The sequence below is a fragment of the Thiomicrorhabdus marina genome (assembly GCF_017571465.1).
GTDB lineage: Bacteria > Pseudomonadota > Gammaproteobacteria > Thiomicrospirales > Thiomicrospiraceae > Thiomicrorhabdus > Thiomicrorhabdus marina.
Map to the genome: position 1 here is coordinate 232,910 of NZ_JAGETV010000001.1, position 23,884 is coordinate 256,793.

Consider the following 23,884-nt stretch of genomic DNA (forward strand, 5'->3'; position numbering starts at 1 on the left):
TTTTAATCATCTACAAACAATTTGAGATAGGTACAAGTTCCGGCAAATCATACTGATTGATAAACTTGAGGTCGTTATGAAAACGAATCCACTTAACACCACATTAAATAAGATGACTGTGGTTGTCGCTTTTTGCTTGTACGCACAATCTGCTCTCTCTATTGAGCCGATGAGCGATATGACACTTAAACAAGCAATACAGAACACATTGGAAAAGAATCCAGAATTAAAAAAATATCCATTTGATATTCAATATCAACAAGCGCTTTCTCAGCAAGCTGAAATAAAACCTTTACCAGAGCTTTCCATCCAGGCAGAAGAACTTGTAGGTACTGGTGACTATTCATTAGCAGATCAAACTCAGCTAACACTGACTTTGAGTCAAAACTATGAGATGGGAGACAAACTTCAACACCGTTTAGCTCTTTCTCAATCAAAAGAAGACAGTAAACGTCTAGAATTTGAACTTGCCAAGATAGATACGGTTGCAGAAACCAGTCGACGTTTCTATGAAGTTATCTATCTTCAGAATTTATCTGGTCTCGTGAGTGAAAATTTAGTTAAACAGAAAAGTCTTCTGCAAAAGATAGATCGATTGGCTCAAGCGGGGATTGCAAACCCGGTTGATCAAAATAGGATTCATTTTCTAATTAAACAATCCAATCATCAACTGCTTGCAATTTCAAAACAGCAAAACTTGGCAAAAGTTCGTTTGAGCGCCATGTGGCAAAGTGATACTGAGATTAATCGGGTAATTGGCTCATTCAAGAACAGTTCAGTTATTCCTTCAAAAAAAGAATTGCTGGATCAGATTGAAAACTCTCCCGCTCAACTTCACTATTTAGCCCTTCAAAGAGAGGCTGATTACAACCTTAAACTGGAAAAAGCATATGGTGTCCAAGACATTACCTATAGCTTTGGTATAGGCCACAAGGCTGCAGAAGATGCACAGACTCTCAATTTTGGCATATCCATGCCATTGGCTTTTGGCAATCCAAACCAAGGACGTATAGAGGCAGCAAAAATCAAGCTTCAGCAAAGCCAATCTCTTCAAACTGAGAGTACTCAAAAACTTAAATTAGAAGTGATTGAATATTGGCATTCATTGCAGAGCATGCAGAGCTTATTGGAAGACATTAAAAGTCAATTACTCCCCGAATCTAAAAAATTAATTTCCACCAGCTTAGCGGCTTATCAACGTGGCTCCACTTCTTTATTACAAGTGATGGAAGCTCAACAAATCTGGTTTGAACTCAAAACCCAGCAGCTAGAGCTTTATAAGCAAAGACAGCTGACATTACTAGAACTTGAAAGACTGATTGGCATAAAGCCCGCTGCCGAATAAAAGGAATTAACATGAATTTGAAATCAATATTATTAGCAGTCTCTTTTGCGACCGCTGGCGCAACAGGTTATGCACTATATGAGCAGCTTCACCATCACGATGAAGGCGCAGGACACCAAAGTGAAGCCCATGATGATCATGGTGATACGCTCGGTCATGACCATGGGCCTGAAACACAAGAACAAAAAGGCTTGCATGGAGGCAAGCTATTATCTGCTGACTCTTTTTCACTAGAGTTGACTATTTATGAAACCGGCATTCCTCCTGAAATGCGTGTGTATGCCTATGAAAATGGTCAACCTGTCGATTTAACCAAGGTTGATGTTTACATCACATTAGATCGTCTCGGTGGTAAGCAAGACGTTTTAACTTTCAAACCTGAAGATGATTATCTTTTGGGAAGCCAGAGTATTGCTGAACCTCACTCATACAGCGTAACGGTTTCTGCGCAATACGCCGGCAACTTCCACCAATGGCAATATGAAAGCCATGAAGGTCGTGCTTATATATCAGACCGTTTATTTGCTGAATCAGGTATGCAAACAGAGGTTGTTGGACCACAAACCATTAAACAACACAGAGAACTTTTTGGAATGATTGTGGTGCCTCAAGATCAGAAAACAAAAGTGTTTGCACCTTACCCTAGTAAAATTCAAAAAGTACATGTAAAGCTTGGGGATGACGTTCAAAAAGGGCAAGTATTAGCCACTTTGCAAAACATCAAAACATTGCAGACATACACGGTAAAAAGCAGCGCCAATGGCCAGATCAGCAACCTATGGTCAAATACTGGCGAGATTGTTCAAAACGATCCATTGATGCAAGTGTCCAATCTAGACAAGGTATGGGTTGAACTATCCGCTTTCCCGAAAGACATCGCGCAGTTGCGCGAAGGACAAAATGTCATGGTTGAATCTTTGGATAATTCTCATCAAGTTTCAAGCACTTTGGACTATCTATCACCGACGATGACTGATGGTCATATCGCACGCGCTAGAACGGTGATTGATAACGCTTCAGGTTACTGGAAACCTGGGATGCATATCAAAGCGCAAGTAACTGTTGGTGAAAAACAGGTTCCTCTTGCGATTAATCAAAAAGGGCTGCAGAGCTTTAGAGGCATGCCCGTTGTATTTGCAAAATACCGTAATGACTATGAAGTGCGAATGCTTGAACTTGGTGAAGAAGATGAGAACTACATCGAAGTACTGGGTGGAATAGAACCCGGCACTGAATATGCCACTGAAAATAGCTTTTTAGTCAAAGCGGACGCGTTGAAAGACGGCGCGTCTCATGACCACTAAGGAGCGTTTGAAATGATACATTTTTTAACAAAGTTCTCTGTAGAGAAGCGTTGGTTGATCATGATATTCACCCTATTATTGGTTGGATTGGGAATCTATAACGCTAAAAAACTGCCTATGGACGCCGTGCCTGATATTACTAATGCCCAGGTAATGATCAATACGGAAGCGGATGGGTTTACCCCATTGGAAGTCGAACAACGCATCACGTTTTTAATTGAAACTGCTATGGCCGGTATTCCTAATTTGAACTATACCCGTTCACTTTCCCGATATGGTTTGTCACAGGTAACGGTCATTTTTAAAGAAGGCACGGACATTTACTGGGCTAGACAGCAAATTAGTGAACGGTTGCAACAAATCAACCTTCCTCAAGATTTGAAACCAACACTGGGCCCATTATCAAGCGGCTTAGGGGAAATATTCACTTATGCAATCTTCGCTCAAGAGCAGGCCAAGAAACCCGATGGCTCAAGTTACACGGCTGAAGATCTAAAAATTATCCAAGATTGGATCATTCGACCTCAGATGGTTAAGGTACCAGGGATAACTGAAATCAATACTATAGGTGGTCATGAACGTCAGTACCAAGTTTCACCAAAACCCGAGAAATTACTCGCTTTCAAAGTAACGCTTGAACAAATAATGGATGCCCTTTACAAGAACAACCAAAACGTTGGTTCAGGTTATATCGAAAAGAATGGCGAACAATGGTTGGTTCGGTCTACTGGACAATTAAAAACGCTGGAAGATATCGAGAATTTAACGGTGGCAAAACTTGATGACGCTCCTGTAAATTTAAAAGATGTCGCTACCGTGAGTATCGCCAATCCGCTTCGCACGGGAGCTGCGACCTTAAACGGCCAAGAGACGGTGTTGGGTACCGCTGTCATGCTGCTAGGTGAAAACAGCCGAACAGTTGCCAAAGCCGTTGCAAGCAAACTGGAAGAGGTTAACTTGAGCTTGCCACCTGGTGTGGTTGCAGAGCCACTTTATAACCGAACTACACTGGTTGATAAAACTATTGCAACCGTAGAAAAGAACCTTTTCGAAGGTGCGGTTTTAGTCATTGTTATCCTTTTCTTGTTTTTAGGAAACGTTCGTGCCGCCATTATCACGGCTTTAATCATTCCGTTGAGTATGCTGTTTGCCATATCAGGCATGGCAGCTAACCGAGTATCTGGTAACTTGATGAGCCTTGGTGCGATTGACTTTGGGTTGATTGTTGATGGTGCAGTCATCGTGACAGAGAACGCGTTATTACGCTTGGGGCAACAACAGAAAAAACTAGGGCGACTACTCAGTTTGCAAGAGCGGTTTGACGTTATTATCAACAGTACTCGAGAAGTATTTCAACCAGCGGTATTTGGTGTTTTCATCATCATGTTGGTTTACATCCCAATCTTCGCTCTGAGCGGTGTTGAAGGCAAAATGTTTGAACCGATGGCCTTTACCGTCGTTGCGGCCTTGTTGGGTGCTTTAATACTTACGGTTACCTTTGTTCCGGCAGCAATCGCGATTTTTGTAAAAGGGCAAGTAAAGCATAAAGAAAACCTCATTATGCGCAGCGTACGAAGAGGTTACTCTCCGCTACTTCGCATGGCAATAGAGGCGCCAGTAGCCGTTGTTATGTTAGCCACTTCAATTGTGGTTTTGGCCAGTATGCAGGTGAACAAGATGGGCATTGAGTTTATGCCACAACTCGATGAGTATGACATCGCGTTACACGCCTTAAGAGTCACTGGAACAGGATTAGATCAGTCTGTTGAAATGCAGCATGTACTGGAAAAAAACATTAAGAAACTGCCAGAAGTGAAATATGTTTTTTCCAAGATTGGTACCCCAGAAGTCGCCACGGATCCTATGCCGCCAAATATCGCTGATACTTATTTGATTCTCAAGCCTAAATCCGAATGGCCTGACCCAAATAAAACAAAAGCGGAGTTTATTCGTGAATTGCGAGAAAACATTACTCAGGTTCCTGGAAACAATTATGAAATCACGCAACCAATTGAGATGCGTTTCAATGAATTGATTTCCGGAGTTCGTTCTGATGTTGCTGTTCGCATCTATGGGGATGACTTGGATACTTTGGCACAAGTTGGTGAACAAGCAAGTCAAATGCTTCAAGGGATCGCTGGAGGAGAAGATGTTCGTGTGGAATCAACCGAAGGGTTACCGCTCATTAACATTGAACCAGATCGGGAACACTTGTCTCTAATTGGTCTTAGTATTGCCGATTTACAGAACTCGGTACAACTTGCTATTAATGGCCAGCAAGCGGGATGGATCTATGAAGGGGATCGACGCTTTAAATTAGTTGTCCGTCTGGATGAAAATTATCGCACAGACCCGCGAGCTATTGAGCGTTTGCCGATACCTATTCCAAACTCAGACAATCAAGAGTTGAAATATGTGCCTTTAGGTGAGGTCGCAGAGGTTCAAATCACGGAAGGCCCTAGCAAAATCAACCGTCAAAACGGCAAACGCAATATTGTGATTACAGCCAATGTCAGAGGTCGTGATTTGGGTGGTTATGTTGAAGAGGTTAAGTCCAGCCTTCAAGCAAACCTTACTCTGCCTTCAGGATACTGGGTTGAATACGATGGTACTTACAAACAACTCCAGTCTGCTCAGGATAGACTGGCATGGATCATTCCGTTGGTATTATTGATGATTTTAGGTTTGCTTTATAACGCCTTTAACTCAATGAGAGATGCGTTAATTATCTTTACAGCAATTCCACTGGCTTTGAGCGGAGGTATCTTTGCTCTGGAATTGAGACATATGCCTTTGTCACTTTCGGCCATGGTTGGTTTTATTGCGCTATCGGGAATAGCGGTTTTGAATGGCGTGGTTTTACTCTCCTTCATTCGACAGTTACGAGATAAAGGTCTTGACCTATTAACCGCTATCCAAGATGGCGTTTCACAACGTTTAAGACCTGTTTTAATGACGGCTCTGGTAGCTAGTCTTGGATTTATACCAATGGCTATTAATACCGGAGCTGGCTCCGAGGTACAAAAGCCGTTGGCAACCGTGGTTATTGGAGGAATCTTGACTTCAACACTACTCACGCTGGTTGTATTACCCGCTTTATACCAAATTGTTTATTCAGTTAAGACAATAAAGCTTTCAATTAAATAGGAAGAATGCTTTGCATGACTGATGCTCATCTTGACTCACACGGTTGAATGAGCATTTTTGGACATCATTTGTGCAGTGAACACTGTTTTTTGCCAATTTTCGTGGCAAAGATTGATTATTTTGTTGGTGTTTCCAATTTTTGGACACACCAACTCCTTGGTTTATCAGCAAGCGCGTTGAATATTGGCACCGCGTTTCAGGTTATGCGCCATCACAATCAGGGAAACTCGTGCTCGATTTCTGGCTAACCCTAAATAACGAGCTTTACCTAATCCATACAGCCGTTTCAAAACTCCAAAGGTTCGCTCAACGGTACAGCGGACTTGACTGACATAACGATTAAATTGTTTTTGCGCATCGCTTAACGGTGTATTTCCATAGGCACGATACAAGATTTTGTTTTGAATGCCTTTGTAATAGTCAACTAAATCTGTAGGCAGTTTAAGCCGCTTTTTCGTGTCCAGTGAATAAGTCTTCAAATACTTGGCTGTCATGGACATTGCCTGGAGTGAGTTGTTCACTGAGAATAAGCCTGTCCTCATCGACATTCATGTGCATTTTGAAACCATAGGTGGTTTTTTGCTTACCGTCAGAGGCCGTTTTGACATTGTAGGCCCCCTCAATATCTTGAGTGTTTTCGCCTTTGGTATTTTTGTTCGGCCGGTTGTTCTTAGCTTCAATGAAGCTAGCATCAATAATACTGGCTTGCCCGTTTTGAATCAGCACGCCTTTTTGATTGAGCTGATCATTGATGACATTGAGTAACGGTTGAAGATGTCCGTCTTCATTGAGTATGTTGCGAAAACGCCAGATGGTGCTGTGGTCTGGCACAGCATCTTGCAGGCTAAGCCCTACAAAACGACGGAATAATAAATCTCGTACCAGTGGTTTTTCGCAGGCAGGATCACTCAAACGATACCAAGCTTGCACCTAAAACTTACCGGCCGGTCAAAACTTTATTTAAGACTCAATCCTTGAATAACCTTGCAAATTACATAGAATGATAATGTAAAGTATTATTCGTTAACGGTATTTCAAATGAGAAAAGCAATTTTCGACAATTTGCGTTTTTTCAAAGCCACATTGGTTTTGTGGCTGATGACTGCCGTGTTCACTCAGGGATTCGCCGCTGGTTTAAGTTGTTTGCATCACTTCAAGCCAAACACCGCTACTCAAAGCTCATTTGAGACGTTAGATGCAAAAACGATGCATTTTAATACCCACTCAAGCAACCACCAAATTTCCACCGATCAACTTTCCAATCATTACCACCACTCACTATTGCTGTCCAAGCAACTAGATGCCCAAAACAACAGCCATTCAATGATTACGGACACTCACTGCGATACTCAAACCGACTCCAAATTCCAGCATAACGATTGCAAATGTACCTATTTCATTAGTGTCGAACTTTTGGAAACTCCCATATTAGTTTGGCAACAAACGCCCTCTTTTTCTGCCATCCCTACTTTGGTAGAAACTTTCCGTTCAACTGATTTTACTTCCATTTATCGACCTCCGCTCAACGCATAAATTTTGATCCCATCTCAAAATTTTTAATCCAATTTTTTGGAGGCACTATGCGTTTTTTAAATTTAAGCGGTGTCCTGCTTATTGGTGTGTGCACCAATTTACAGGCACAAGAACAGGTCGATTATCAGTCGGCATTCGCAAACTACAAACCCTTTATGGATGCGCCTTTAGGCGACTGGTATCAAGCAAATCAAACCGTTGAAAAAATTGGTGGTTGGCGTGTCTATATGCAAGAAGGCATGCAAAGTTCAACACCATCTTCTTCGCAAGAGAGTCCATCCAATGGGCATTCGCACCATCATCATGAACACTCAATGATGCAAGGAGGTTCCCAATGAAAACCTCACCACTCTATTGGCGTTTGTCTGTCATCACCCTTGGGATTTTGAGCCTATCAGGCTGTGCAACCGTTGATATGTCGAAATCGGTGCAACAAACCAATCAGCAACTCGCTCCGTTCACACAAGGAGAATTAGTACTCCATCAAGATTTAGAGTCTCCCAATTTTCAACAAAACTTTGCGGATGAGCTGTTGAAATCGCCACTAAATCAATCAAAAGCTGTCAGCTTACTCTTGAATTACAGTCCAGAATTCCAGAGTTTGCTCGCTCAAAACTGGTCTCAACAATCAATGGCCGCGCAGATTGGACGCATTCATAACCCTGCTTTCAGTTTTGAACGAGTCAGTAACGCTCATGAAATTGAAATCGGACAAGTGCTGTCATTTGGACTACTAGATTTACTGACATTACCAGCAAGGCAGGAGGCCGCTAAATGGCAACTCAAACAACGCCAAGCTGAATTAGCAGTGAAAGTCGTGACACAGATTAGCCAATTGCGAAACGCTTGGATTGATGCAGTGGTTGCACAGGAAAAATGGCAATATGCAAAAAAAGTTATGACGGCTGCGGAGGCGACCGCTACCCTTGCTAAACGCATGCAAGCGGCTGGTAATTTCACGCGAAGTCAAAGCCTGCGTCAGCAACTTTTCTACTCGGATGCAGCCGTAACTTTGGCTAAAAGACAACACGAATGGCTGAGTAAAAAAGAGCAATTAGTCCGTTTGCTCGGGTTAACAGCCAAGCAAGCCAAACAGCTCAAACTCCCTTCACAGCTCAGTGATTTACCCGATTCGCCCTTATCAGTGGAAAGTGTTAAAAATCTAGGCGCAAACCGCCTTGATATCCAAATGGCTCAAATCCAATTAGACTCTTTGCTATCAACTTATGGCATTGAAAAAGTCACCAGCTTTACTGATATTGAAGTTGGCTTAATCAAAGAATCCAAAGAGGATCGGGAATCCGGCGATAAAGAAAACTCTGATGGCTTTGAAATTGAAATTCAGCTCCCTATTTTTGATTGGGGTGAACTCAAACGGCAGTCCGCTAAAGCAAAACTATTACAAGCCCAAACCCAACTTTTGACTACTCAACGCCAAGCCTCATCCTATTTGCGAGAAAGCTATTCTGCTTACCGCACGGCTTACGATATTGCCAACCACTATCAAAATGAAGTGGTTCCCATGCAAGAAATTTTAGCTGAGGAAAACACTTATCAATACAACGGTATGTTTATTAGCGTATTCCAGCTAATAGCCGACAGTAAACAGCAAATCTCAGCCATTGAAAGTGCAATCGATGCAAAAGCCGACTTTTGGAAGGCGAAAACTAATCTGGATGCCAATCTCATTGGTCAACCGATTACCTCGATTTTGACTCAAATCAATTCAAATTCAGCCAATAACGCAAGCGATGCGCACTAACCAAATTAGGAGAAATTTATGAATAGTCGACGAGATTTTTTAAAAATGGCTGGGCTTGCAGGCGGTGCTGTTGCCAGTAGTTTGGTTCACAAAAGTGCACTGGCAAGTTTACCAGAACCGGTAATCCAAACTTCCGCGGATACCATGGATCCTCTGTATCCTGATACCGGCCGACCCTACAACCCTGTGGTTACTCTAAACGGTTGGACTCTGCCTTGGCGCATGAATAAAGGCGTGAAAGAATTCCATTTAGTCGCGGAACCTGTGCAACGTGAAATGGCTCCCGGAATGATTGCCAATCTATGGGGTTATAACGGCCAATCACCTGGACCAACGATTGAAGTGGTTGAAGGCGATCGAGTACGAATTTTTGTTACCAACCATTTGCCTGAGCACACCAGTATTCACTGGCACGGGCAGCGGTTGCCAAATGGCATGGACGGCGTTTCTGGACTTAATCAACCAGCAATACCGGCCGGTAAAACCTTTGTCTATGAATTTGAGGCGCGCCGGCCGGGAACTTTTATGTACCATCCTCACGCGGATGAAATGACACAAATGGCAATGGGAATGATGGGATTTTGGGTCACTCACCCTAAGAAAAAACATCCTTTGATTAACGAGGTTGACCGTGACTTCTGTTTTTTACTGAATGCTTATGACATTGAACCTGGTGCTTATACACCGAATATTATGACCATGACTGACTTTAACCTATGGACTTGGAACTCGCGTGTTTTCCCCGGCATTTCACCGCTGTGTGTTCGCAAAGACGATCGAGTGCGTATTCGCATCGGAAATCTAACCATGACCAACCATCCAATTCATATTCACGGACATGAATTTGAAGTCACAGGTACAGATGGCGGTCCAACACCTAAAGGCAGTCGCTGGCCAGAAGTCACAACCGATATCGCTGTTGGACAAATGCGACAAATTGAATTTATTGCCGATGAAGTCGGTGATTGGGCATTTCACTGTCATAAAAGCCATCACGCTATGAATGCAATGGGACACGATGTGCCAACAATGATTGGTGTCGACCATCGCGGTGTGACGCAAAAACTTCATTCTCTGGTGCCAGATTACATGGCGATGGGCGAACGTGGCATGGCAGACATGTCTGAAATGCAAATGGCATTGCCAGAAAACACCTTACCGATGATGACGGGTGATGGACCTTACGGCTCAGTAGAAATGGGCGGTATGTTCAGCGTTTTCAAAGTACGAGAAGATCAAAAACCTGGTGACTATTCTGACCCTGGCTGGTTCCAACAACCCGCTGGAACACAAGCCTATGAATACCAAGGCGAACCTCTCAAACCACGACGTTCAAACGATCCCGGGCAAAGTGCTATGCCGACAACACAACCTATCGATTCACCAGTTGAGGTTAACGTCAAAAAATCCTCAAATCACAACCATCATTAAGGAGTAAGCTATGAAAACTCAAGCAGAAAAAATCTTCCATACCATTCGCGCTATTTTAGTGATTGCGTTAACGTTTGGTGTCAGTTCATCGATTTGGGCAATGAATCATAATGATCACCCTAACGGTCATAACATGCATATGGCTAGTGAACACAAAACGATGCAAAAAACCGTAATCGCCGAAGTCAAACGCGTTCAACTTCATAATGGCAAAATTACTTTAAAACATGGCGAACTTGATGAGCTGGATATGCCACCCATGACTATGTCTTTTAGCGCTGATGACCCAACCATGCTTGAAGGTTTAAAACGTGGTGATCAAGTCCAATTCCGCTCAGATTCCAAAATGAAATTACTGGAAATTCAAAAAACAATTGATTAGATGACTTCCATAATTAATTTTATACTGGAAGTTCTCTTTTTTATCTTTCGCAGTTTCAGATAATAAGTCCAATCTAAGGGGAAACTTCAGTTATATGAAAAATGACAATAATTCTACAATGGCTAGTTATAAAACTGAGTTACTAATCGCCTTAATGCCTGGTAGCAGAATCATGATTTCACATCTAACTACCAAAATACATTAAAAAACTTCCTTTGATTGCTCTAAAACGGCAATCAAAGGAACACACTTCTTTGCCCGATGCCAATTCTTGGGTATTAGCCTCAATGGTTCATGAATCAATATAGAAAGAATATATACATAGTCAACATCATTAATTGCCAAGTAAAGCTGATAATCATGATGCTCAACCTTGCCACGATATTGGGTTTCAGGATTTGTCAGTATGCGTAGCATCGGCAACTTTGCTGTAAGTATCAATAAAAGTCTGTTGATAGATTCGCTCAACGCCTTTGAGATTAACGACATAGAACGTATCCTGTGAGCTCAAATAACCAGGATGTCGCGTCTCAATCTCCACTGATTCTTTGTCATCTTGCTTTTTCTTTTCCAAAGCAGCAATATGCACATCCGTGAGAATGATGCCTTCTTCAGCCACTTTTGCATCCAGCGCTTTTAAACGCTTTTTGAAGTTCTCCAGATCATGACGTAGCCAGATAGAACGAACACCGCTTGCAGAACCTTGTTTTCGAAGTTCATTGCATGTTCTGACTTGTCCATGAGCGGGATACTCAATGACATATTCGGTGACGGCTTTTTTAGTAACTTCATCGACACGATTCTTTAGGTTCGGTGTCCGACGAGACTTATCTATCAGAGCGTCGATTCCACCGTCTTCGACAAGTTCTTGATAGCGATAAAACGTATCTCGTTATACGCCCATGACTTTCTAGGCTTTGGATACATTGCCGCGTTCTTCCGCTAGATTCAGCAGCGCTGCTTTATGTTTAAAGATTGGTAAGTATGAAGCATTAGAGTTACCTCTTTTTGTTTTGATTCAAAGATTCGACACTTCTATCAAAATGGGTAACTTTCTATTTTTTAAGAAGATGTGTCAGATCTTGTCTGAACTAATTCATATCAATGAAACCTTAGTTCTGCCAGGATACTGCATAAAGAAACCTCGTGTACTTTAGATATACAGAGGGCAATATTTAACCCTTGAAATAATCAAGGGTTTTGAAATTAAGATACTACATATCTTCTAAGCTCAAGCTATTGATTGAACTCCACTACCGCCGAGGCCATATCTTCATTCGCAAAATCTAAGAAGAAGTGGTCAGCGTCTTCCAGCATCAGGGTTTCGACTTTTCCGGCATCCGCCAAAGGTTTAATTTTTTCAGGTAAATCTGCCACGACCGTATCGGCACTACCCATAATTACCAAGGTCGGCTTGTTCACCTTTTGCAAAATAGTTGGGGTGTCAAACTGTGGCTTTGGTGCATAGTAATCCGCAAATGCAGCCGCGGTCACCTTTGCTTTTTTACAGTAGATAAAATCGGTATTTTCAAGCAGTGTATCACCTTTACCCTGAGCAACCAGTGCTTGGGCTTTTTCCAAAATAGGTGCCAGAGGTTTGCCATATTTGCTCTCATAATCTTGAGCCGATTGCTGTTCTCCAGTTGCCGGAGCAATCAATACCACATTTTTAATAGCTGGACTGTCGTGTTCTGCCGCATACCAAGCAGCTTGGTTACCACCGCGAGAATGCCCCATAAGCGTCACTTGCTCAGTACCTTGCGTTTTCAACCAATTCAACCAAAAGTCGATTTCTTTCAGGGCATCCGTATGTTTGTGCGTGTGAGGTACTGCACAATCGTATTCCCCTTGTCGGTCATTCACACCTAACGATAAATTCATTGTCAGAGAGCTTACCCCTTGTGCAGCCAGATTTTTTTGCAGCTGTGCATAGGTTGAACGATCCTTATGCGTAAGCGTCCCGTGAGTTAGTAATACCATTTCATCGCTATAACTTTTGCCATCTGCCAGCACTAAGTTAGCGTTGACGCTCAGACCCTGATAGGTTTGTTTGATTTCTTTGGTTTCGGCTGCTAACAATGCAGTGGAAGCCGCCATTAAATTTGCCCCAAGAACCCAAGGGGTTAAAATAGACATAAGTTTTTTCATTTAAATACTCCTTAAAGTAGGTTTGTTAAAATATAAGTGGAGCCAGTCCAGTTGTCTTCAGAATAAGTAACATCCAAAGGAATCATAAGTAGCGTCACCCAAGTGAACTTAACAATTTGTCGCAACATTTAATCCTTCTCTGAATTAATGGTTTTAGGCATTAAGGCCAGCCAGACCCACAGGCCAGAAAGTAGCATCATGACACCCACAAAATAAAATGGCCAAACAAGCGAGGCGGTATAAAAGGCCAACACGCCCATGAGCAGTGCTCCGGCGGCATAACCAAAGTCACGCCAAAAGCGGTAAATACCTAAAATACTGGCTCGCCACTTGGGTTCGGCCACATCCGCCACAGCCGCGCCTAAGGTTGGATAAAGCATCGCCATGCCAAAGCCCATTAAGGCGGCTAGAGCGGACCAAGCCCACACCGTCTCAACCCACACAAAACCAAAACTGCTTAGACCACATAACCAGAAGCCACCCACAATCAAACCACGGCGACCATATTTATCTGACAACGGCCCTGTTATTAATTGCGAAGCCCCCCAAACTACGCCATAAATGGCAATAATGGCGCTGGCACTAACCAATGATTGAGCCTGGCTGATAAGGTAGACCGGCATAAAAACCCACACTAAAGCATCAATAAACTTCTCAACCAAACCTGCCTGATTCAATGCCATTAATTGCGGCTGTTTAAAAGTGGCGTAAATCATCATTTGCTTCAAACTCACGACTTGATGATTTGAGTTTTCACCTTTTTCAGTTTCGTGTTTATGCTGATGCAGTTGCGACCAAGGATGGGTATCAATGACTTTCCAAATGGCCAAAAGCAGTCCCAATCCAATCACCACCAAGCCAAAACCCAACAAGGCTTCTCGGGCACCATAAATATCTGCAAAATAGGCGGTAATCCAGCCGGCAATACCTACGGCCGCATAACCTGAAAATTCATTAAAACCATTGATTAGTCCTTTTTGATCAGCTCTCGCTAAATCCAGTTTACTATTAAGTGACATCGACCAACATAACCCTTGGTTGAGCCCCAAAAACACCATGGCCCAGATAATCCACCACCATGATTGGGCATAGAAAATCAAAAGCGGCACCGGTATGGCCAACAACCAACCGACGACCAGTAAGCGACGACGACCAAACTGGTCGCTCAAATGCCCGGCCAAAAGGTTCATTATGGCCTTGACCAAACCAAACACCACAACAAACATGGCCAAACTCATAAAGGCTTGCGAGGCCAAACCAAACTCAGTCTCGGCTAAGCCTGGTACCACTGTGCGCGTCATCCCGATGGTTAAACCCACTAAAAATACCTGGATGAGCTGGTGCACAATTTGCGATAAATTCGCTTTAATGCCGTGCTGAATTTCACTCTTCATTGACATACTCAACCCCTAAAACAATCAACTAAGTGGTTGAATGATAGTTTTTGTCCGTCCGCTTTGCAATCAAATTACTGATTAAAAATTTATGGCCGCCACAAAAAATATTAATCAACTAACCAGTTGATTAATGACTCAATAATCCATAAAGTACAACACTCAACTAAACAGTTGATTGTTTTTAAATCATTAGAGGTCATGCAAATGTTTTTATTCCAACACACTCCAAACTCTGAACCCGGTTCACTCTCTTATCTACTTGGCTGTGTCGGCCAAGGATTAGGCATTGCGGTTGATGTTCACCAGGATGAAGTCGAAACCTATCTGGAAATCGCTACTAAAAAAGGGATTAAGATTGCCTATGTGATTGATACTCATGTTCATGCCGATCATTTAACCGGCGGCTATGAGTTGGCACAACGCAGTGGCGGCGAATATGCGCTATTTGAAAGTTCACCGGCCGGTTGTGATTTTTTGCCTTTAGCCGACGGGCGAATTGTGAAAGCCGGTAATGTTGAAGTGGAAATCCTACACACTCCGGGTCACACCGAAGACAGCATTACTCTAAAAGTTACCGATCGTTCACGTGCCGATGAGCCGTGGTTTTTGGTCACCGGTCACACCTTATTTGTCGGCAGTGTGGGTCGTCCTGATTTGCATGGTCGTGAAAAAGAGATGGCCGCTAAACTCTATGATTCGATTCACGAAAAAATTCTGACTTTACCCGATACCATGGAAATTTTACCAGGTGCACAAGCTGGCAGTGTTTGTGGGGCCGGCATCAGTGGCAAACCCATGTCAACACTGGGGTTTGAGAAACGTTACAACCCGACTTTGCGTTTAAGCCGTGATGCCTTTATTGAGCAGGTTGGGGGAACAGAACTGCCAGATATTGCTGAAATCAAAGAAATTGTGGCGTTTAACTTAAATCCTGCTCAAGTCGCTTAAGCCATCAAAAATTTTAGCGACACGGCACTCTCGCAACGAGCACCGTTCTCAGCGAGTACAGTCGATTATGGATTTTTTTACAGGAGTTAACATGAATGAATTGATAACGGCTTTCTGGCCTTATTATTTAATCATTTTTGCACTGGCGGTTATCTTTGGTTTTACCGCGCAACGCAGTGCTTTTTGTCCCGTCGGGGGGTTACGTGAGTGGGTCAATGAAAGGCGTGCTGGACGATTGGCGACTTACTTTGGTGCCATCGCTGTTGCCATACTGTTTGCGGCTTTAGTCGAAGGATTTGGTTGGTTTAATTTATCACAAACCATCCCCCCTTATCGCACCACCGAGTTTGCTTGGGGGCGCTATATTTTAGGCGGTTTTATTTTTGGCTTTGGTATGGTGCTAGCCGCCGGTTGCGGAATGCGGAATCTAGTTCGCGTCGGTCAAGGCAGTATCAAGGCGGTTTGGCTGGTGATGATTATGGCCTTAGTCGCATATCTGATGACCCGCACCAGTTTCTATGCCGAATGGGTAATGCCGTGGATTAGTCCACTTAGCCTACAATTCACAGATAGCGGTGCTCAAGATTTCGCCAGTCTAGTGATGGGACAAACAGAATCACTCAGCACTTGGCGAATGGTTCTAGGCGTCATCATTGGGGGCGCTTTATTCATCTTATTGTTGCGTTTAAAAGAATTCAGACAACTCTATCCACTCATGACCGCTTTTGTGATTGGTGGCGTTATTGTGGGTGCTTATGCGTTGACAGGCGGCTCCTATGCACAATTTGTTCAAGAAGAAGGCTATTTTATGGATATTCCACCGGCCGGTCTGGGCACTCAGTCTTTTACTTTTGCCGCACCAATGGGAGACGTGGTGCACTGGCTGTCTGAACCTCAATGGGCACTTGTCAGTTTTGGCGTCATCGCCGTGTTTGGTTTGGTCGTTGGATCGTTAATTGCGGCGGTTAGTTTCAAACAGTTTAAGTTGGAAGGATTTGCATCCTCCCAGGATTTTTGGCGTTCATCGCTCGGTGCCGTCATGGTCGGTTTTGGTGCTGTCTTAGCTATGGGTTGCTCCATCGGCCACGGCTTATCGGGTATGGCTACCTTAGCACTGGGGTCAATGGTAGCGCTCGCCGCCATTCTTACTGGTGCCTATGTAGGCATTCGGTTCGATTCACGAACTCGATAAAATTGTATTAGCCCAAAGGAGAACAAGGTGAAAATCCCGCAAAGCGGTATGCCTGAACAATCACTGTGGCAACAGTTTTTTGATGCTGAAAAGCTGATGCAAACATTGCTACCACTGTGACCTTTGGCAGGTGATGCCGCTGAGATGGGGGCCGGCTATGGCACCTTTACTCTTGATATTGAACCTGAACTTTGCGCTCAATTACCCATGAGTGTGGCCAAAAAGGATCAATGTCGTCTAAAGACGCACTGCCAAGATATCCTCGATCTTTCTGAGCAAAAATGGTTACCTTTAAAACCAGAGAGTCTAAGCTTTATTACCGTATTTAATCTTTTACACTTCTCAGACCCAATTCCTTGGTTAAGTCATTTACACAATTTGTTAGTTGAAGACGGAAAGTTGCTTATTATTCACTGGCGTAGTGACATCCAAACACCCAGAGGTCCTGATATGGCTTTACGCCCTAGCTCTGAAAGTATACAGGCCTGGTGTAAAACCGCTGGTTTCTACACAACCGTGGTGATTGATATATCGGACAGTTGTCCATGGCACTATGCGGTGAATGCTTATAAATGAGTATTTCATGCTTCTTCAATCTTAAATCACAAAACATTCAACACCCGAGTTGATTGTTGTCTGTAAAAAAGTTTAAGATAAATTTCATTATCGCTTATCGAAACTAATTACTTATGTCTTCCACATCTTTAAAAAAAAATTTATTTGAACAACTGGCAACTATTGGCAAAACACTCAGTCACGAAAACAGGCTGATGATTTTGGATGTATTAGCTCAAGGTAAAAGCGATGTCGATACGCTTGGTGAAAAGGTTGGTTTAACCAGAGCGGGGGTTTCTAAGCATTTACAACACCTTAAACACGCCGGTCTAGTGACTTCAAGACGAGAGGGAAAACACATTATTTATACTTTGAGCGATGAGTCGGTTTACACCTTGATTGTTCATTTGCGCCAAGTCGCGGAAACGCAACTGGAAGAGATGCAAGCACTGCTCAAACAACACCTTAAGCCAAATACTCTTCTAGAACCCATTCCAATGACAGAGATAAAAAAGCTTGAACAGAACCATCAGGCATATCAATTGGTCGATGTTCGCCCAGAAGATGAATTCCTTGAGGGACACATTCCTAATGCCATCAATATTCCAATTGATCAATTCGCTGATAACCTAGCTAAACTCAAACACGACCAGCCAATCATTATCTACTGTCGTGGACCCTACTGCATGTGGTCTGGTGATGCGGTTGAAACCCTACTAGCCAAAGGGTTTCAAGCCAAAAGATTAGTCGATGGGTATCCTGAATGGCGATCACTGAGAGACTATTAAGAATAGGCTTTTAATCTAATCAGATTGTGATCAGGATTCCTTGTCATCAATATCAGGAGAGACTCGATATTATTGAAGGAACTTCTGTTATTAAAAGCTCGGCTTTTTAAAAGAGGACTAAGGAAACACAGAACAAGTCCCTTGCTTTTTAGCTTATGAGATAATTCCGCACGTTTTCCGTACTTAAGGCATTAACTATGACTCAACTCAGTTTTTCAGACAGTGAATTTACGCACAAAGAAGCGCCAGACGCGTAAAGAGAAGTTTCTTGGTCGTATGGAAAAGCTGATGCCATGGAAGCGCTTTGAGGCAATCATTGAGCCTTACTACCCTAAAGCTGGCAATGGTCGTAGACCCTATCCATTAAAAGTTATGCTGCGTATTCACTGTATGCAAAACTGGTATAACCTCAGTGACGAAGCCATGGAAGATGCCTTGTATGAGATCGCTTCAATGCGTCAGTTTGCCGGTCTATCCCTCAATCAAGCGATTCCGGATAGCTGTACGATGATGAACTTCCGTCACTTACTGGAGAAGCATCAGCTTTCTCGCAAGATTTTTGATGAAGTGAATCAATGGCTCGCAGACGCCAATGTCTTCTTAAAAGAAGGGACTCTTGTTGATGCCACGATTATTGATGCGCCAAGTTCAACTAAAAACAAAACCGGCACACGCGATCCAGAGATGCATCAGACGAAGAAAGGGAATCAATACTACTTCGGAATGAAAGCGCACATCGGTGTCGATGCAAAACTCGGCACGGTTCACTCATTTTCAACCACCTCAGCGAATGAACACGATTTAAACCAAGCCCATAATCTGTTGCATGGAGAGGAATCAATGGTCTTTGCAGATGCGGGTTATACCGGTGCCGAGAAACGAGAAGAACTCAAAGAGAAAAATGTCGATTGGTTTATCTCGCAACGACCGAGTAAAACCAAAGCGCTGAGGAAACATCCTCGTAAGAATAAAGTCGCGCTAAGCATTGAATATGGTATGTCGAGCCTTAGAGCGAAAGTCGAGCACCCGTTTCGGGTCATCAAACGTCAATTTGGTTTTAGCAAAACACGGTATCGAGGATTAGCTAAAAACGATAACAAACTCGCCATGCTGTTTACGTTAGCAAACGTTTACAAAATTGATCAGATAATTCGACGAAATGCAGGATAGGTGTGTCTAGAATCACCGGAATTCACCGAATTTGGTGAAATCCAGGAAAAAATTAGCCAAACAATGCACGTTTTGACTGATTTTTAAGATTTCAGGTCAGTGGCTCAAGCGAAAATGACTTATTCGGTGTTTCCCTAGTGAATTGCACCAGTCATAAATTAAATGAGATAAAATCTTTACCGTAGCTTGATTACCGAATCGTAACCATGTGACAAGAAAAAAGATGCGCTCGGTTTTTCTAAGTTTTGATGGCACAATAGTTGGCACAAATCTGTCACCGACAGAAAAATGGGGATTTAGAGCTAAGCTCGTAGTTGAATGGCGCGCTTGAGAGGATTCGAACCCCCGGCCTCTCCCTCCGGAGGGGAGCGATCTATCCAGCTGATCTACAAGCGCGTTTTGTGAAGTCCCGTATTATAAGGCTTTGAGTGTTGAGATTGAAATTTTTTCTGGTTTTTACCAAAAACAATATTCAAAAATTCTCAGTAAAGATGCCATTCGACGTAGCCCTATATTTTCATAAAAATCGAGCTTTGCTCTAGGTGCGAATTTAGTGGCTGACGTAGCACTCCGGAGGCTGTATTGGGGGTTCGAATCCTCTCGGGCACGCCATATCTTTACGATCATAGCCCAACCTCTATTTTTCACTTTGATAGAAGAATACTTAATGATAAACGCTATGTCTTAAATTTTTATAGATAAGCACAACCTCTTATAAAACCACTGATTCATTGACACTGGTTTCAACAAATCCAAATTAGCATTCTTATCTTAAAATCCGTCACAAGAGCCAATTGATCCTGCTGTATTTCCTTCATAAGAATTAAGTCTATAAAATAAAAAAGCCCCGGATTTACCGGGGCTAAGACTAATTTAAAACAGAATCTGTTTTTAAATGTTTTCACCACCATTACCATCGACTAAGTTGTCAATGATTTCTTTCGTTGTAGCATCCATACTTGATGAAGCGTCTGATTCCATTACTTTATCAGGTGCAGTTTCAGGTGCATTAGGAGCACTATCGCCTTGATCACTTTGAGCAAGCAAGTCTTGTGCACTCTCTTCCGGAGTCTCAAGTTCCTCAACTTCAGAGGATAAATCAACAGCACCAGAATTTTCCGTGTCAACCAAGTCTTGAATCTGGACATTAATGGTGTCTTCGGCAGATACATCCGTCATATCAAAATCAAATCCTTCATAATCAAGAATACCGTCGTCAGACTCTGCATCGACGATACGCATATCAAAATCACTATCGTCCATATCAGTGTAGTCAACAATCATATCTTGAACGTGCTGCATTGCACTGTCTTCTGAGATTGGAGTTAATCCGTTTTCTACCAGAATTTGTGCTAGCTGATCCCCACTAATCGTGCTCAAATCAAAACTGTCATCACTAAATTGCTCATGCATTTCAGGGCTGATCACAATTCCGTCATAAGCGTTCGCATTCGAATCAATGGTTTGTAGCAATACAGCCATGTTTTCGACATATTCGTCATTAACATCTTGCAGACTTGTACCAGCTATTTCTTGCAAGAACACATGTCCGTCTGATAAGGCTGTAGAACCAAAAGACCCTAACACAACATTACCAATAGAGAAGGTTATTTGATCTCCTTGATAATAGCTAAAGCCGCCGTTTTCATCAGTAAAGCCAGTTAAACCGGAAGAGGTTGAATAGGCGATACCTTCTACAATACCGTCAACCAGCGTTCCGTTTAGCAATGGCGAGGAATCAACCACAACTTCTGCTGAAACGTCCTCCACTCTAAAGTCTTTATCGTTGTCAGTATTAATGACGCGAATCTCATCAAAACCGCCGCTTTCGGTAACCGTGATTGATGCTGAACCCGAGGAATAACTATAAGAGTCCAAATCAAAATCAGCAACTTTAGCCCCGTCTTTATAGAGCTCAATTTGCCCATTGTGATTGGATGCATTGTAACTACTGATGTCTATATTGGCTTCAGTAGCGATACCATTAAGTTGATAACTAATAGAGTGTAATCCGCTATCGTGGCTATCAACTAGTTCGACTGAATTACCATCAAAGGTTTTAGTGACTGTAGTTGGTGGAACAACTGCTACATCCGTTGTCGTCAAATTCACGTTCGCCGTCGCTTGGCTGCCATCGGCATCCTGTACGAGATAACTCAATGTATCACTCATATCAGCAGTAACATCATTCAAGGCAGTAAAGGTATAGCTACCATCACCCGATACCGTAAAGCTACCGGCATTGGTAGTAAAGGTATGCGAGTCAGCAGCATCCACAAAGGTATAAGTCGATGCACCATGGGTCACTGAAACAAGTTCAGGAGTTCCCCAGCCATCGCCACCATCACTGTCATTACCCAGTAAATTGCCGCTCACTTGATTTGGTGTCGGGGTAATAACAGATGTTAGCGTTAATGCAAGGTCACTAATGTCGCCTAAGATAATAACGTTACTGTCATCGGCAGCATCATTAGTATCAAAATCTGACGCATAAATATCGGTTGCATCGTATGTGCTCGCGGTTTCACCCGACGACCACGCAATCGGCTCTAAATGCCCAACGCCCGAGCCGGATAACCCTCCATAGCCGACAGCAAATGAGTCATCAAACCCATTGCTCGACAAGAAGTCTATCCAAGCTGTCTCTTCGCCAACACCACCTACACCCGTATCAGATTCAATAATACCGTTTGAACCAGTTCCGTTATTTTCATTTGGAGAACCATCTGAAATAAACATTGAAACCAATTTCCCGCCACCAGATGGTGGAGCGACGAAATTATCAGTAACCGTTTTCAAGGCAGCATCATAATCTGTTCCGTAACTATCAGAACCAGTGGTGGTTATGGAATTAATTGCTGTCATTGCATCGGTGAGATTAGTGTACCAACCTCCGTTCTCACCAGAATCATGGAAAGTGCCATCTTTTGCAAAAGAGGTAATGAATACCGAATGCACCGCACCACTGTTAAATAGACCTTCAATAGAAGATTTTAGTGTCGCCATCTGACTTGAACTAACACTTGCTGAATGATCGATCATTAATACCAAATCACTACCGGTCGTTACTGTCTGACTAACACTTTCTGCAATGCTGATTACATCATCTACCGCCATTGGAGCCGTATCTGCTGCGATAGCGGTGGCTTCAACACCATCACTAGTAATCGTACCGGTAAGACTTCCTCCAGAACTGTCATTATCCGCATCAGTAATGTCGACTGGAACACTTAAGTTAATGTCTGACGGACTGATTTCAGTTAGCGAGAAGTCCCCACCCACACGGAAGTCAACACCATCCGCATTAAAGGTAACCGAAGCAATTGCTAGATCACTTCCTGAATCCCAAGAAATATCTGCCGTATCAACACTTATTGTATAAGGCGTTCCAGGACCATTAGAACCGACAGCAACATCTAAGGTTCCTTGAGTACCATCAACAGCAATAAAATCAAGAGTTAAGGTTGTCGCATTTCCGCTCTGCGTATTAACAGAAACTGAGAAGGTGTTAACACCTGCAATATTCGCATCAGTTAAAGCGTTATCAATTGCAGCTTGGCCAGTTAAAGGGCCACTACTAGCCAATGAATCATAGAATGAGAAGGTAACCGACTCACCTGATGAACCATCAACCCATTGTGAAGCCGCGCCAACATAACCTACGCCACCAGCGCCACTTGTGTTGGTTGATACCGCGCCCGATGAATTTGCAGAAGTAATCAGAATATCAATACCGTCTGTACCGATTGCATAAGCATCTGCACTACTGCCACTTAAGCCGCCAATGTCAAATGTAATCTCATCGCCAGCAAGATAGAAAGTACCATCAGCAACATCGATACTATAGCTACCACTACTTTGATCTAAAGTAATCGTAATTGCGGTTTGATTATCTGCCGTGACAGCAGTTAACACATCGCCATTCAAATCCAAAGACCAAGTTAACTCTTGGCCGTTGAAATAAACCTGGTCGCCGTCACTTACAACACTCATTCCATTGATTGATGAGCTAAAATCAACATCACCACTACCATCAGCACCAAATACTTGGGCTAATGAGATAGATGAAACAGAATTGCCATCTTCAATCGTACCAAAGCTAACTGGAGTTACACTAGGTGCATCATCTCCAATCGTGGCAATATTGATCACAACTGGAGTAAACGAGGACTCACTAGTTGAAACAGTGACACTATCAGTATGTGATGCAACATCATTCTCTAAAACATTATCTTTCAAGGTATAGGTATATTGAAGCTCCCCTCCTGAGAAAGCTGTGAATAACAGTTCACCAGTACCATTAGTGGTATCAACTAAAGTACCTGTAAGCCCTGTCTCAGCATCGTACACTTTTGTTCCATTAACAAAGATGTCATCTCCGCCGTCAGAATCACTCACAGAAATATAATTACCCGTGCTATCAATCAACGCATTTGAATCAGGACTTGACCCATCAACAAGGTTGGCCTCAGAAACTGTCGCTAATTGACCTTCACCTATTACTGGGTTGTCGTTGACATTGTCTAGACTGATGTTGACCGTTGCCAAGTCAGTCCCGCCTTCAAGGTCGTCGACTTTAACCGTTAAGCTGTAGTCCCCTAACTGCGCATCGTCAATGTCTTGCGTCACACTGATGGCACCAGTGGCGGCATCAATGCTGAATAGACCGGCTTCGTTACCCCCTTCAATGCTATAGACTTTATTGGCGTCGTTGTCGGCATCACTGGCACTGACCGTGCCAACAACGGTACCGGAAGTGGTGCCTTCATCGGCACTGAAGTC

The 23,884-nt window shown here is 43.0% G+C and carries 17 protein-coding genes, 1 tRNA gene and 2 pseudogenes; 13 read left to right on the forward strand and 7 right to left on the reverse strand.

Translation table 11 applies throughout. From position 1 onward, the window contains the following. Positions 1–76 precede the first annotated feature (76 nt). Genes J3998_RS01105 through J3998_RS01115 form a run of 3 tightly spaced genes read left to right on the forward strand, consistent with a single transcriptional unit; the run spans position 77 to position 5,796 of the window. Positions 77–1,345, forward strand: a complete 1,269-nt coding sequence (locus tag J3998_RS01105) for a TolC family protein (RefSeq protein ID WP_208146576.1) — start codon at positions 77–79, stop codon at positions 1,343–1,345. Positions 1,346–1,356: 11 nt separating this feature from the next. Continuing rightward, positions 1,357–2,649 carry an efflux RND transporter periplasmic adaptor subunit gene (locus tag J3998_RS01110; RefSeq protein ID WP_208146578.1) on the forward strand — a complete coding sequence of 431 codons (1,293 nt, stop codon included), beginning with the start codon at positions 1,357–1,359 and terminating at the stop codon, positions 2,647–2,649. A 12-nt stretch (positions 2,650–2,661) separates the two neighbouring features. After that, entirely contained in the window at positions 2,662–5,796 is a 3,135-nt protein-coding gene (locus J3998_RS01115) for an efflux RND transporter permease subunit (protein WP_208146581.1), read from the forward strand. Positions 5,797–5,960: 164 nt separating this feature from the next. On the opposite strand, the gene J3998_RS01120 is transcribed toward J3998_RS01115, so the two are convergent. Beyond that, on the reverse strand, positions 5,961–6,290 hold the full coding sequence (locus tag J3998_RS01120) for a transposase (RefSeq protein WP_208146589.1): 330 nt from the start codon (positions 6,288–6,290) through the stop codon (positions 5,961–5,963). Then, positions 6,238–6,726, reverse strand: a complete 489-nt coding sequence (locus tag J3998_RS13460) for a transposase (RefSeq protein ID WP_208146590.1) — start codon at positions 6,724–6,726, stop codon at positions 6,238–6,240. Before J3998_RS13460 ends, J3998_RS01120 begins: the two co-directional genes overlap by 53 nt. 108 nt (positions 6,727–6,834) lie before the next feature. Here J3998_RS13460 and J3998_RS01130 point away from each other — a divergent pair, with 108 nt between their 5' ends. From J3998_RS01130 to J3998_RS01150, 5 genes are read left to right on the forward strand one after another with little or no spacing between them, the layout of a single operon-like run. After that, positions 6,835–7,329: a hypothetical protein gene (locus J3998_RS01130; protein WP_208146591.1), complete on the forward strand. Its 495-nt coding sequence runs from the start codon at positions 6,835–6,837 to the stop codon at positions 7,327–7,329. A gap of 47 nt (positions 7,330–7,376) precedes the next feature. Continuing rightward, a complete protein-coding gene (locus J3998_RS01135) occupies positions 7,377–7,667 on the forward strand; it encodes a hypothetical protein (RefSeq protein ID WP_208146592.1) in 291 nt (96 codons plus the stop codon). Beyond that, on the forward strand, positions 7,664–9,091 hold the full coding sequence (locus J3998_RS01140; protein ID WP_208146593.1) for a TolC family protein: 1,428 nt from the start codon (positions 7,664–7,666) through the stop codon (positions 9,089–9,091). The genes J3998_RS01135 and J3998_RS01140 overlap by 4 nt, the downstream gene beginning before the upstream one ends. 18 nt (positions 9,092–9,109) lie before the next feature. Then, on the forward strand, positions 9,110–10,522 hold the full coding sequence (locus tag J3998_RS01145; protein WP_208146604.1) for a multicopper oxidase domain-containing protein: 1,413 nt from the start codon (positions 9,110–9,112) through the stop codon (positions 10,520–10,522). A gap of 10 nt (positions 10,523–10,532) precedes the next feature. Beyond that, positions 10,533–10,904: a copper-binding protein gene (locus J3998_RS01150; RefSeq protein ID WP_208146605.1), complete on the forward strand. Its 372-nt coding sequence runs from the start codon at positions 10,533–10,535 to the stop codon at positions 10,902–10,904. Between the two features lie 321 nt (positions 10,905–11,225). Here J3998_RS01150 and J3998_RS01155 read toward each other — a convergent pair. From J3998_RS01155 to J3998_RS01165, 3 genes and pseudogenes are all read right to left on the reverse strand, one after another. Then, positions 11,226–11,922, reverse strand: a pseudogene (locus J3998_RS01155) (helix-turn-helix domain-containing protein); the annotation flags it as partial. A gap of 218 nt (positions 11,923–12,140) precedes the next feature. After that, on the reverse strand, positions 12,141–13,052 hold the full coding sequence (locus J3998_RS01160; RefSeq protein WP_208146607.1) for an alpha/beta hydrolase: 912 nt from the start codon (positions 13,050–13,052) through the stop codon (positions 12,141–12,143). Positions 13,053–13,180: 128 nt separating this feature from the next. Beyond that, complete coding sequence (locus J3998_RS01165; protein WP_243750530.1) at positions 13,181–14,452, reverse strand: MFS transporter; 1,272 nt, start codon at positions 14,450–14,452, stop codon at positions 13,181–13,183. 201 nt (positions 14,453–14,653) lie between these two features. On the opposite strand from J3998_RS01165, the gene J3998_RS01170 reads away from it, so the two are divergent. The 5 genes and pseudogenes from J3998_RS01170 to J3998_RS01190 all read left to right on the forward strand — a co-directional run bounded on the left by J3998_RS01170 (position 14,654) and on the right by J3998_RS01190 (position 19,102). Beyond that, a complete protein-coding gene (locus J3998_RS01170; protein WP_208146609.1) occupies positions 14,654–15,397 on the forward strand; it encodes an MBL fold metallo-hydrolase in 744 nt (247 codons plus the stop codon). A gap of 91 nt (positions 15,398–15,488) precedes the next feature. Then, positions 15,489–16,589, forward strand: coding sequence for a YeeE/YedE family protein (locus J3998_RS01175; RefSeq protein ID WP_208146611.1), 1,101 nt, complete (start codon positions 15,489–15,491; stop codon positions 16,587–16,589). 123 nt (positions 16,590–16,712) lie between these two features. Continuing rightward, entirely contained in the window at positions 16,713–17,165 is a 453-nt protein-coding gene (locus J3998_RS01180) for a class I SAM-dependent methyltransferase (protein ID WP_208146613.1), read from the forward strand. Between the two features lie 113 nt (positions 17,166–17,278). Then, on the forward strand, positions 17,279–17,932 hold the full coding sequence (locus tag J3998_RS01185; RefSeq protein WP_208146615.1) for an ArsR/SmtB family transcription factor: 654 nt from the start codon (positions 17,279–17,281) through the stop codon (positions 17,930–17,932). A 197-nt stretch (positions 17,933–18,129) separates the two neighbouring features. Next, positions 18,130–19,102: pseudogene (locus J3998_RS01190) on the forward strand (IS5 family transposase). A 319-nt stretch (positions 19,103–19,421) separates the two neighbouring features. Here the strand turns inward: J3998_RS01190 and J3998_RS01195 are convergent. Together J3998_RS01195 and J3998_RS01200 are read right to left on the reverse strand one after the other, a co-directional pair. Beyond that, positions 19,422–19,498, reverse strand: a tRNA-Arg gene (locus J3998_RS01195). 495 nt (positions 19,499–19,993) lie between these two features. Beyond that, a partial coding sequence (locus J3998_RS01200; RefSeq protein ID WP_208146617.1) for a cadherin domain-containing protein occupies positions 19,994–23,884 on the reverse strand: 3,891 nt, incomplete at its 5' end.